The sequence below is a fragment of the Rhodopirellula sp. UBA1907 genome, from assembly GCF_002337565.1.
In the GTDB taxonomy this organism is placed as follows: Bacteria; Planctomycetota; Planctomycetia; order Pirellulales; family Pirellulaceae; genus Rhodopirellula; species Rhodopirellula europaea.
On record NZ_DDGH01000094.1, the window covers coordinates 215613 to 228054 of the forward strand.

Annotated in this window: 10 protein-coding genes; all 10 read left to right on the forward strand. The window is 50.4% G+C overall.

Annotated elements, in window-relative coordinates:
* The first annotated feature begins 415 nt into the window (after positions 1-415).
* The 10 genes from B2R17_RS22450 (at position 416) to B2R17_RS22495 (ending at position 12133) form a co-directional block, all read left to right on the forward strand.
* The gene (locus tag B2R17_RS22450; RefSeq protein WP_286765753.1) at positions 416-1261 is read left to right on the forward strand and encodes a polysaccharide pyruvyl transferase family protein; all 846 of its coding nucleotides are present in this window, start codon (positions 416-418) and stop codon (positions 1259-1261) included.
* On the forward strand, positions 1258-1860 hold the full coding sequence (locus tag B2R17_RS22455; protein WP_286765754.1) for a hypothetical protein: 603 nt from the start codon (positions 1258-1260) through the stop codon (positions 1858-1860). Before B2R17_RS22450 ends, B2R17_RS22455 begins: the two co-directional genes overlap by 4 nt.
* Complete coding sequence (locus B2R17_RS22460) at positions 1809-2933, forward strand: glycosyltransferase (protein ID WP_286765755.1); 1125 nt, start codon at positions 1809-1811, stop codon at positions 2931-2933. Before B2R17_RS22455 ends, B2R17_RS22460 begins: the two co-directional genes overlap by 52 nt.
* 121 nt (positions 2934-3054) lie before the next feature.
* Positions 3055-4350 (forward strand): glycosyltransferase family 4 protein, encoded by a 1296-nt coding sequence (locus B2R17_RS22465; RefSeq protein ID WP_286765756.1) that lies wholly within the window; start codon positions 3055-3057, stop codon positions 4348-4350.
* 177 nt (positions 4351-4527) lie between these two features.
* Positions 4528-5469 (forward strand): glycosyltransferase family 2 protein, encoded by a 942-nt coding sequence (locus B2R17_RS22470; RefSeq protein WP_286765757.1) that lies wholly within the window; start codon positions 4528-4530, stop codon positions 5467-5469.
* Between the two features lie 396 nt (positions 5470-5865).
* Positions 5866-7200: an MBOAT family O-acyltransferase gene (locus B2R17_RS22475; RefSeq protein WP_286765758.1), complete on the forward strand. Its 1335-nt coding sequence runs from the start codon at positions 5866-5868 to the stop codon at positions 7198-7200.
* Positions 7201-7532: 332 nt separating this feature from the next.
* On the forward strand, positions 7533-8276 hold the full coding sequence (locus B2R17_RS22480) for a hypothetical protein (RefSeq protein ID WP_286765759.1): 744 nt from the start codon (positions 7533-7535) through the stop codon (positions 8274-8276).
* Positions 8277-8691: 415 nt separating this feature from the next.
* On the forward strand, positions 8692-9654 hold the full coding sequence (locus B2R17_RS22485; protein ID WP_286765760.1) for a hypothetical protein: 963 nt from the start codon (positions 8692-8694) through the stop codon (positions 9652-9654).
* A 275-nt stretch (positions 9655-9929) separates the two neighbouring features.
* Positions 9930-10871, forward strand: a complete 942-nt coding sequence (locus tag B2R17_RS22490) for a methyltransferase domain-containing protein (protein WP_286765827.1) — start codon at positions 9930-9932, stop codon at positions 10869-10871.
* 146 nt (positions 10872-11017) lie between these two features.
* The gene (locus B2R17_RS22495) at positions 11018-12133 is read left to right on the forward strand and encodes a glycosyltransferase family 4 protein (protein WP_286765761.1); all 1116 of its coding nucleotides are present in this window, start codon (positions 11018-11020) and stop codon (positions 12131-12133) included.
* The last annotated feature ends 309 nt before the right edge of the window (positions 12134-12442 follow it).

Genomic DNA, 12442 nt, shown 5'->3' on the forward strand with positions numbered 1-12442 from the left:
CGGGATGTTTACAACCTGGAAATAGCCCGTGCTGCTTGCACAACCAATTCGCTGAGCGATATTTTGTTCATTTGCGGTAAAGCGTTAGCTTTTCTAGTTATTTAATTGGGTGTAGAAGGTGCTGTTTTACGTATTTCGAATCTGTCGTTACGATTGGCAGCTCCAAGTAACACGTCAAAACTTGCGGTTTTAATCATGTACACACTACGCCTTTAGGTTTGCCGGATTCAGATTAGGTAGTTCACCGGCCGCTTGAGAAACCTTAAGTTTGTCGAACTAAGTTCCACCTGCGATGATGTTGTATTCGAGAGACGCGTCTTGACGAGCTTTTTGCCTACTCGCTTACCGTGAGCTAATTGGCTCTTGCAGTTGTTTTTACTAATGAATGTTATTTTGGCGTGATACGATAGTGAAGGTGTATGTTCACTTCTGGAAATCTGAAGCACTGTGCCCTGGTGGGAATTTCGGCGACGAAATCAATCCCTGGTTGTGGAGTAAATTGCTGCCTAATCAAGTTTCGCACGACGAATCCGAGAGCCTCCCGCTTTTGTGTGGCATTGGAACGCTAATTAACGAGGATTTGCCGCAGGATCGAGAGGTAATAATTTTCGGATCCGGGGCAGGATATGGTTCTGTACCGAAATTGAGCAGAAATTGGGAAGTGCTAGCCGTCCGCGGCCCTCGGACGGCGGACGCGCTCGGATTGGATCGTTCGTTCGCAGTAACAGACAGTGCTATTCTTGTTAGGAGCGTTTTACCTCGCAGGAGTGGGGAGGCCTCCTCGCAGCGCCGGCCAGCATTTTTCCCGCATTGGCAAACGCCTTTTGCTACGTGGAGGCGGGCGTGTGAACTTTCTGGTATCGATTTTATCGACCCCGCCGATCCCGTCGAAAAGACATTCGAGACAATCAATAATGCGGAATACGTGATCACCGAGGCAATGCATGGTGCAATTGTTGCAGATTCATTACGTACGCCGTGGATTCCAGTCTTGACCCGTTGCTCGATCAATGAATTTAAGTGGCTGGACTGGTGCGATTCAATGGATATCCGTTATAGACCAAGGTATTTTCATTTCAGACGCTTTACATTAAATCAGCCCCCGATTCGGGTGGCTGCCGAGCACGCAGCAGCATTCCTACTTAGATCCTGCAGGCTAGAACATTCGATGCTAAGCCAAGATCCGGTTCTCGAGCGTAATGAATCTCGTATGCTTGACAAGCTCGATTACCTGAAACGCCACTTAAGTGACAGCCCATGAACAAGAAACGGATCCAGGCAATGGAGCGATTGAAATCAGTTATACCCAAATCACTGCTGATCAGAATTCAAAAGCAGTTTGGGGCGTCTGACATTCATCGATGGAAAGATATCGAGAACATTTATGAAGACTGGGAGGAGAGAACTGAGATAATGGCATCTTGGATCCCGGAAAACTCGTCAGTACTTGAGTTCGGTTGCGCGAGAATGGTACTCAAGAAGCATCTCGCGCCAGGATGTATTTACACACCATCGGATATTGTAGATCGCGGGCAAGGGACGCTCGTGATGAATCTCAACGAAAAACCGCGCGAACTTCCAAAATACGATGTCTTCTTCTTCAGTGGCGTGCTCGAGTACATTCACGATTTAGATTGGCTTCTGAGTGCATGCACCGTATCTTGCAAGTCACTGATCGCGTCTTATGCGATCAGCGACGACACACCCGTCGCAGAGCGGCGAAAGCACGGATGGATAAACGATCTAACTCGAATCGAGTTTTCGCGACTGCTCGATTCGAAAGGATTCGTCGTCATGGAGCAATCTGAATGGCGGAACCAGATTCTCGTAAGGGCCGACCGTCAAACGAACAGAGCTTAAAACGTGCTTGCAATTTCAGTCGAACAAAAAAGCGTCTCATCGTGGATGGCCTAAGCCGACCCCGCAGCACTGGCGTCACCCTAGCCCTCATCAGCTACAATGGAGCCTTGAGGGTTGAAGAAACTTTGAGGCACATTGCTGAGCAAGAAGTTCCAGAGAACATTGCGTGGGAACTGATCGTTGTCGATAACAACAGCTCGGACGCCACTCAACTGATAGTGAGCAGATCTTGGCCCCAGAGGTTGCAGGGGCGCCTGAAAATTGTGAACGAGGACCGACAAGGAGCAATTTTTGCAAGGCAGCGTGCGATCCGAGAAGCAAGATACGAGTACCTCTCCTTCGTGGATGACGACAACTGGATTTCTCAGAACTGGATAAGCGAAATTTTTCGACTATTCGAATCAAATCCAGAAGTCGCCATAGTGAGCTGCCCTTCTGAATACGCCTTCCCTTCGGAAGCACCTTCCCACTGCAAGCATGTCTGGGGATGGCTCGCTGTTGGTAGCCAGGTAGACACTAAAGGAATCATCAAACAGCGCCCAGCCGCTTTCTGGACGGCAGGGTGTTCGTTCAGGCTATCAGCCGTTGATTCAATATCCGAAGAAAATTTACAATTTTGCTTGACTGGCAGGACCGCAGAAAAGCGGAGCGGCGGCGAGGATCACGAGCTTTGCATGTTCCTCAACATGCTTGGCTACGGTGTGTTCTTTGCAGACTCGATTTCTTTCAAACACGCAATTCCAAGTGCACGCCTTACGGTATCGTCAATAGAACAAACGCTAAGTGAGAGCACGCGGTGCCATGTTGTCCTCGAGGTGTATCGGGAATTCATAAGAAGCGGATCGGCTTTTCGGTTATTTCCATGGATTGTTAAAGAAACGCTCGGCTTCACCCAAGCGTACCTAAAATACTTGGTTAAGCTTGTTGTCTTCCAGCAAGAGCCACTTTCACCAAACCGAGTAGGAGTCCTTGTGCGATACGGCAGGATTCGTGGCTTGTTTGTTCACTGGAAGGACATTTCAAAAGCAAGAGCAAATATTGAATTCATTGCAAAGTCGAAAAGCAATAAGTAGTTGGTTTGGTGCGATATGCCGTGATGCAAATGCTGCGAACTTACCCACCTATATCGGCAACAGTTTTAGTTCAAGAGCTACAATCGTCGATGAACTTAAGAGCATTTGTTGATATGAGGGCATGGACTTTAGTATCGTCATCGCCCGGATGGCTTGTTCACTACGCATGCTATACGTTGACCTGTTACGAACCATGACCAAAACCAATAAGTTTGTGGTGATATCGGAAGAATTTCCGCCCCGCAGCGGCGGAGTCGCCAGATTTTCTTTTGACATTTGCAAGCAACTGGATGTGCAAGGTCGCTTGGTGCAAGCTATCTCACTCGAGAGAACGCCTATCGAACAGGCCGGGTTTCCGTTTTGTCATCTGCCGCTGGCGACGCGTACCAATTGTAATGGGGATAGTTTCTGGCCGTTCCGGAAAATAAATTCGGCCTTGTTCCGCGTTCAGCAAGAATGTGAATACCGTTTCTCCAACACACTGCTTTGTCATCTTGATCAGTTGCGAGTTGACCACGGTCAGTTTACGGTTTGGTTAACCTACACAGTCCATCACCCAAACCTGGTTCGCCGGGTCCTCCAAAAGGGCGGCTTTGAGTACTGGCTGCTTTTCCATGGCCTTGACTTAATTGACGGCGAACGAGCATGCCAACCGGTTGGACAATGGGTCAAAAAAGCGGAACGTATTGTCTTTAATTCACAAGCGACGCAGAGGCTTTACGGCGAGCTGGGATTCGAGCGAAATGCAAACGAGTCGGTTTGCTATCCAGGCGTGGACGCCACTGCAGCACTAGCCAGTATCGAGAAGGAGCCCGATTGCATTTTCGACAAACTTCCAACGCAGTGCAGGGAAACATTCATCATTTCCTCCGTTTGCCGCCTCGTTCGTCGCAAAGGGCTTGATTTGGCAATTCAGGGCGTTGCCGAGTTGCTCAGGACCAACCAGGACTGCTATTTCGTCATCGCAGGCGATGGCCCGGAACTTCAGTCACTCAAATCGCTCGTGCACTCGATGGGACTGGAACAACGAGTACTATTTCCTGGGCAGGTCTCCGATGCCGAGAAATTCAGCCTTCTGCACCACTCGGATTTATTTTTGATGCCCAATCGATGTCTCGGTGGACGTGACTTCGAAGGATTCGGAATCTCGTTTGTTGAGGCTGCCGTTGCTGGAACGTGTACCATCGGCGGGAAACACGGCGGAGCGTGCGAAGCGATCGCGGATCAAACCACCGGTTTTCTCGCTGAAACCGACGACGCCGCGGAGGCGGTGGAAAAGATTCGTCTTTTAGTTGCCGATCTATATCGGAATCCTTCAAAGCGGATTGCATTGGGGCAAGCGGGTAAGCAGTTGGCATTGGAAAAGTTTGACACTTCCAAAGTCATAGAGCATTTACTGCGAGAGACCTTCGCATGAGCAACATCGCCCCTCAACTTCTCGACTCAATATGTCATCATGCTTCAAGTCCCGCACCGAACACTCTGTTTCAGTTTGCATCAAAAGTAGCGACAGCCAACGAGATCAATTGCCGCACCGCGTCACCAACATCGGATCTGGTGATCGTCGTCGACTATAGGAACGGGTAAAGCTGCAATGCAACTGAAGATTTCCGTGGTTATTCCCTGCTACAACAACGAAGCGCACCTGGAACGCTGTATCGATAGCGTACTTGGTCAAATAAGCGTTGAGCCGGAAGTGATCATTGTGGATGACGGGTCGCAGGACGATTCAGAGAGGGTGCTGAACCATTTCGAATCGAGTTGCACAGTCGTCCGGCAGCGTAATGGAGGAGCGTGCCGTGCTCGAAATGCGGGGTTGGAGATGGCACAAGGCGAGTTCGTCAAATTCCTGGATGCCGACGACTATCTTGCTCCGGGCGCACTCGAACGACAGGTTTCACAATTGCGATCGTTCGAGCGAAATGATGTTTCAGTGTACGGCGATGTTGATTGGATCGATGCGTCGGGTGATGTTGTCTCTCAATCGAAGCGGTTAGGTTGCGATGATTTGAGATCTGGTGAAGGCAGTCTTGCACTACCACTTACGTCGGCTCCGCTTCACTACACGGACCAAGTCCGACGAGCGGGCGGGTTTGATCCGCGATTGCCTCGAGCGCAAGAGTTTGATTTGCATATGCGAATGTGGTTTGCCGGAACGGATTTTATGTATCGCCCTGGCTTGGTCTACTACTATCAGCAGCACGATGGACCACGTGTCAGTTCGCAAGATAAGAACGAGGCGACTTACCAGGCTAGGCTGGAAGCTTACAGGCGTTATTTGCTCGCCGCCAATGAGATTGCTGACCCGTGTGTCAAGGAAAAGGTGCGACTGGAGTTAGCCCGGGCGTTGTGGTCACTCGGCCGGTTGGCCCTTCGAAGCGGTGTGCGCAAACCGGTCGTCGATGAGATCTTTGCGGAATCAAGAAACATCAGCGGGCGCGGTGCAATGACTGGGAGCGGTGCCTACCGCTTGCTGAGCCTGGCCGTTGGACCGAGGAAAAGTGAGGCCTTGATATCCCTCCTAAAACGGATCTGACCGCCGCTGGCCTTTGCGAAAACTGGCTTGCATCACGAAGCTCGATTAAACAAACGCGTTGGTTTACCGCATTTCGGTATGACCCTACCTGAAAAACAAAAGGACCGAAGCGATCGCCGGAGCGGCAAACGGTTTCCCGATGGCCTCTACGAGTTTCTGTGGCATGCTATTGAGATTGCAGCTATCTGCAAACCACCATCCTTTGAATGTTTGCGATTGAGTCACCGCCGCAAATCTCTGGCAATTCCCATTGCTGCGGCCGGTGAATAACACGCTGACTCGGCGAACGCGTCTTCAAAAAACTGTTTCGTGCTATTCAACTCGTACACCTTTTTCCTGCTTTTTTGCACGGTTGTATCTGGATATTACCTGATACCCGGCTGGACAGCTCGGAAGTTGCTTCTGCTCGTTGCGAGCTACTTTTTTTATGCGGCGTGGAACCCGCCGTTTGTCTCGCTACTCGTTTTGTCCACGGTTTTGGATTGGTTTGTCGCTCGACGTATCAATGCATCCGTCGTTGGGTTTGAGAGGAAGTTTTGGCTCGGGATAAGCCTTCTTGTCAATTTAGGACTGCTCGTATTCTTCAAGTACAGTGGGTTCTTGCTGGAGAATTTTGCAAATTTCATGAATATGCTGGGCGTCGCATATTCCCCCGCTAGGTTCGATATCATTTTACCGATGGGGATCTCGTTCTATACGTTCCAGACACTTTCCTACAGCATTGACGTCTACCGAAGAAAGCAGTCGCCGTGCGACTCCTTCCTTGATTACGCACTGTACGTGACATTTTTTCCGCAATTGGTTGCGGGCCCCATTGTTCGGTCGGACGAATTCCTTCCACAGTGCAGGGATGCCAAGAAGCTTGATTTGAATATGCTTGGCCTCGGGCTGGTGCTGATGATTGTGGGTATGTTTCAAAAGGTCGTTGTTGCGGACGCGCTCTTGGCGCCAGCGGTCGACCGGGTTTTTGGTGCGATGGAATCTCCAAATTTCATTGCCGCTTGGTGCGGGACGCTGGCGTTCACTGGGCAAATATTTTGTGACTTCTCAGGTTACTCCACGTGTGCCATCGGGGCCGCGATGTGCTTGGGGTTCGTGTTGCCGCGAAACTTTCATGCACCATACGCTGCCGTTGGGTTTTCAGATTTTTGGCAGCGTTGGCATATCAGCTTGTCTTCCTGGTTGAGAGACTATTTATACATTCCCTTGGGGGGCAATCGAAGTGGTACGTGGGGAACGTATCGAAATTTAATGCTCACCATGCTGATTGGCGGTTTGTGGCACGGCGCAAGTTGGACGTTCGTCGCTTGGGGCGGATTGCACGGACTGTTCCTCATCGGGGAACGCTTGATCCGGCATTCGATGTCGGGTTGGTCAGCACTATTGGGCACTGGCATTTCGAGGTTGGGCCTGCAATTTGTCACGCTGTTTCTCGTATGTATTACCTGGGTGTTCTTTCGAGCCGAGAGTTTCAGCCAGGCGAACCTGCTTCTTTCCTCAATGTTTTCCCCGTTCGCGACAGGTGACTCACTTGACAGACGTTCGGTGGCGATCGTTTTGATGGCTTTCGCTGCGATCTTATTTGGGCACCAATGGACGAGAACGACGCCGCTAGAAAATAGATTGGCCCGAATGCCTGCTTGGGCCTGCGTAGCGATGGTAGGTGGAATGTTGTATTCGACGTTGACCATGCCCGGGCAAGACCGGGCGTTTATCTATTTCCAATTTTAAAGAGCATGTTGGAACATCAGGTCAAGAATCGATCATGGGCCGCCACCGTATTCGCTGCTGCTCTGCTCGCCGCGACTGGCGTAGCAACAAATGAGGTTTTGCTGAGGGCTTCGTGGCACCGCCCGTCGCTGGTGAGCGACGCCGATCTATGGTGTTCTCAGCGAGCGCGAATCGAGAGTGTTGATTCATCGCGGACGGTGCTTCTGCTGGGTGCCTCCCGGATGCAAACAAACATCAATCTAAACACACTCTCGGAAATTCGACCAGAATTGGACTTTATCCAGCTTGCGATATCGGGCCGCGGTACAAGTTTTCCAGTCTTTCAAGACATCGTGACCAACACTGATTTTTCGGGCCTTGTTCTTATCTCAGAGACGGAGTCCACGCTTGCCTCGGATTCGCTGTCGCAATCCGATTTTGTACAGCACTTCCATCGCGTTTGGTCTTTGGACCGGGCACTGAACCGAAGTATCGCGAATGAAGTCCAGGGAAGATTCGTATTCCCCAATCCCAATAGCAGTTCATTGAGGTTGTGGGGCAATTTGTTGGTCGAGAGAGAAGCACCTGAACCAATGCATGTCATGACGGATGCGAGAAGGCAACAGTACTCTGATTTTCAGATCCCAGGTGTAGTGGAACGCGTCAATTCGCTGCGGGCGTCGAGCGTTTCGCCTGAGCCTGCAAATGCGGTCCTCGAGGATGGAAAACTCGCAACAGCAAAGGTGGGCGAGAAATCGTGGGTGGACAAGGTGACCGCCAAATGGGGCCCATCGATCGACAAGTTTACCGATCGAGGCGGAAGGGTCGTGGTTGTCAGGATGCCCGTTTCTGAGCCTCGCCGAATCTCGGAGTCGAAAGAATTTCCGCTCGAAAAGTTTTGGATGCCTGCGATGCGGACACTTGGAGTTGAATCGATTCACTGTTTCGAGCACGATGAACTTTGCGACTTCGACTTTCCAGACAGTTCGCACCTGGATTATCGTGACGCGTCAGCATTCACCAACTTGCTGTTAAATCGCTTGAATGCCCTGGTGGTAAAATCGATCCGCGTTACCGATGCTTCTCATCGAAATTAATTGGACAACGCAATATCATTGATGGCTGCAGGCATAAAAGCCTGCGAGAGTCGCAGAAACCAGGCAGGCAAAAGAACCACTGGGCGAAAGCGAAGGATCGTCATCACCTGACCTAGCCAAAATGCCTCACAGAAATAAGATCAGATTTGGGTAGCATTCGCTGTTTTAGCCCTGGTGAACTTGGTTCATAGTTCTCGCTAATTCGCATCCCCGTATCGCTGAGTCTTGGCGAAATGGGCGATCAGCTTTACCTGCTGGTTTTGGGGCACTGAGATGAAATAATTCACTCTTCGTGGATTTAAGAATAGCGGCTTGTGTGATTTTGAGTCGTCCGATAACTCTGCTATCGTATCGCGGAACAAAGACGAAGTGTGAGTCATGTTACTCAAATTATCAAATCCCAGGAATCGATTGAATGACGGACGGCGTTTACTTTTCAGCGAACGACGCAGTATTTCCTTGGACAAGAGCATTTCTTCAGAGTTTTCGCAGCACAAACCCAACCCTCCCGCTGTATCTAATTCCCTTCAATGATCAATACGAAAAAGTAATTGGAATGAAGCAGCAGTTTGATTTCAGGTTGTTTGATCATGAAGATTTACGATCGCTGGAATCGTTGGGAAATCGTTTTGAGCTCGGATATACGTCCTATGGGAAATACTGGTTTCGGCGATATGCCGCATTTTGGGGGCCGCTAGATCGATTTGCCTATTTTGACGCCCGGCAACTGATACTCGGGAATATTGCGCCTGCCTTCGCTGCTCTGGATCGACTAGATTTGGATTTAATTCATTTTGATACAGCAATCAACCAAGTTTATGAAGCGGGTCCACACCGTGAGAGTTTGATTTGCAACGGTCGAGCCCGTGGTTTCTTGTCAGGTGCTTGGCTTTCCAGACGAGGAGTTTTTTCATTAGAAGAATTCATAAGACTCGGTGAGGAGGCGTTGCAAATTCGAGACCAACTTAATCCAAGAAACTCGGACCAAGCCTTTATCAACTACTGCTGTGATCACAAACCGATTCGGATAGCACATATTGCTGATGTCTTTAGTGACGTTTGCCGTAGTGGTTGGGCACGTCAGCCTGGAGAGATCTACGAAGACAACGCCGGCGTCTTTCGTCTTTGGGATCATGGTGGTTTAGACCACAAGAAAAAAGTTTTGCTTGTGCATTGGGCGGGCATCAGGTTATCTTCCGCCATGGAACAACGTCGCCTTTTTAGAAAGTTTCTCCTCTCTGACCAGCCGTTGCCGCAACAATGCCTGGCTTGGTTACGTGATGCCCTTTCGAGTACTCCAGCGTTTTTGAAAGCGTGGTTCCGAAGAAATCGAACTGTTAATGAGTTGTGGCATTCGTGTAGATTGCAGCGCAAATGAATCAACTACCCTCTGTCCTCCATATCCGATTGCTCTCATCTCAACAATGTTCTGTTCAAACGCGAATAAGGGCCTCGCTTTTGAAACGTCACGCGGCATTCCATTTTCGAACTGCTTCTGTCGTCAACAACAATGGATTTCAATCTTGCGGATCACGAGTAAATGCGTCTGACGGACGCTTTCGCTTGCGTGTTGTTTGGTTTGGCAAAGGCAACATTCACGAAAACTAAATCAGGTATTCGGATATTCTAGTTAGGACCGTTCAATTGACAGAAATGCTGTGCTGCTTCAAAGTGGATGAACAGGGGATCCGGTGTAAAGGAAACCTGGCTCACGCAACGGAAAAACAGTCCCTGGTCTGTGCTGATTGTGGTGAAAGCTTTTCTGTTGTGGGCGGGGTGCCGATGCTTCGGGAATCCTTGGATACAGAGCTTGATGCTGGAATGGACAATGATGTGTATGCTCGGCAAAGCAGAACCCGCTCACTTGCGGGAGAGAATTTGTATTTCGAGCAATCGGCCATCTTTTGGGATTTCTTACCTCAGTTTTGCAGGGAGCATGGTGTAGCTGGACCGTGTCTTGAGGTTGGTTGCGGAGTGGGAATGTTCGCTGATCGCGTGCCAAATTTTGTCGGTTTGGACTATTCCATGAACGCCTTGTTAGCCGAAGGCTTTGAAAGCCATGACCGCGTGTGCGCGAGCGGCCATGTGCTACCCTTTCAGGACGCGCAGTTTGAATTAATCTTTTCTCTCAATACGTATGAACACGTCCCCCATCTAGACCTTGCATTCTTGGAAGCCGACCGAGTTTTGAAGCCCGGAGGAAAGCTTGTTCTAAAACCGGCCTGGAATTGTTGTCAGTACAATTGTGACGGTGTCGGCTTTTTCCCGTATTCGCGACTCAGCATCAAAAACAGGTTGTTGAAGCTAGGCCTTCCCGTACTTCGTTCCAAGATCTACAAGGCCGCGACTCGATTACCAATTCGTTCAATGAGAGAATGCTTCATTTCCAGACCCAGAAAGCTCCGCTACGTTGAGTTGGAACCTCGCTTCGACCTCCTATGTAAAGTAGCTGATTCGGAGGCTTTCTCAGCGATTGACCCGTTTGACGCCATGAATTGGTTCATGGGAAAAGGATATCGTTGTCTGTCGCATGGAACACGAAAGTCGAGGATACTCGCAGGTCACGATATTGTGGTTCTGGCTAAGCCAAGCTAGTCGTCCAGGTCCGTATATCGTTCGGCGAATCCGTGCTTGACGAGCCAGCAATTTCCTTGGTGCAAGGAAACGATGTGTCATCCACTTACCGGAGACCAAGCAGCGAGTCGCGGCAGTTTCACGATCGCGGTGCTTAGAGATCAGTTATGCATGTTTCCTGCTACATCCAACCGATTCGAACGTTTGTTCCGACCACCGGCGCGGGCAAGCATATCAACTCGACGATTCTTGAGCTAAACAAGCTCGATGACGTTACTTGCAATCTACTGTGCTCGTCGCAGTGGTTGGTGGATGGAAAGCTTCCTGAGGTATGTCTACTCCGAGACTTTCCAACTTGCTCATTCCCGTTCAAAGAGCGGCACGCGGAATGGCTTTGGAAATTACTCCAAAGGCCGCAACTAGATCGCTGGGCTAAAGGCGCCGACTGGATCTATTCGGCCGCGGACGCGTTGCTGCCCGCTAAGGATATTCCGGTTGCGATCACCGTCTACGATATCCACCCGCTCGATCCCCTTTTTCCGGTCGATGACCAAAGGTCGCGAAATCAACAAGCGAAGCGGTGGAAATTTTGGGTTCCGAGGGCAATCGAACGCTCGGACGTTGTCTTCACAATCAGCGAGTTTTCGAAATCTCGAATGGTCGAGTTGCTTGGAGCGCCACCCGAAAAAATCGTTGTGGTGGGATGCGGCGTGGAAAGCTCTTTCTTCGATATCGCAACGGTCGATCCGACGGAGCTTAATGTCCGGGCTCCGCTCCCCTATGTGATCGTGGTGGGTGGACTCGGGTTTCGCAAAGCGGGCGATGTGGTGCTGGACGTCGCACGCCAGTTGACCCGGATCGGAAGCCCGCTCACGATTGTCGTAGCTGGGAACAACGAGCCGCAGTATCTTGACGAAGCGAAGTCGCTTCCAAATTTAGAGCTGTTGGGAAAGGTTTCGGACGACGAGCTTCCATCGCTTGTCCGCGGAGCATCGAGTCTTTTGATGTTGTCACGCTATGAAGGCTTCGGTATCCCACCCGCTGAGGCAATGGCGGCGGGGGTTCCCGTTGTGGTTTCAGCGACCACTTCTCTCCCAGAAGTGGTGGGTGAGGCTGGCATCCAGGTCGCATTGGATCGTCCGTCCAACGCCGCGGAATCACTTGAATTGTTACGTGTCGATTCGAAGCTACGAGAAAATCGGATTCAAGCTGGCCGCATCCGCGCGGATTCGTTGCGGTGGGAAAATGTTGCCGCAAGAATTCACGACAGGTTTCAGAGATAACGAAGGAACGGACGTGTGGTAGGTCCCAGTGGTGCCACCATGCGTCATGTGCATTAGCGTTTTCGCATTGCATTTCAGATTTTCGATAAGCTTTTGGAATGCTTGAACAAAAACCAGCCATCTACCAACAGAGCAACTAACTTGGCGACGAGTCTCCGTAGGGAACCGGGTTGGATTTTCAACCTGATCAACCCACAGTACCTTTTGTTTCTGGTCATTTTTGGCCAGCTGCTTTTTGCGACCGCCATTTGCAAGTACTTTGACCAATGGATCGGAATGGCTCCGCCGCTGGCATTTCCGTTCGAATCG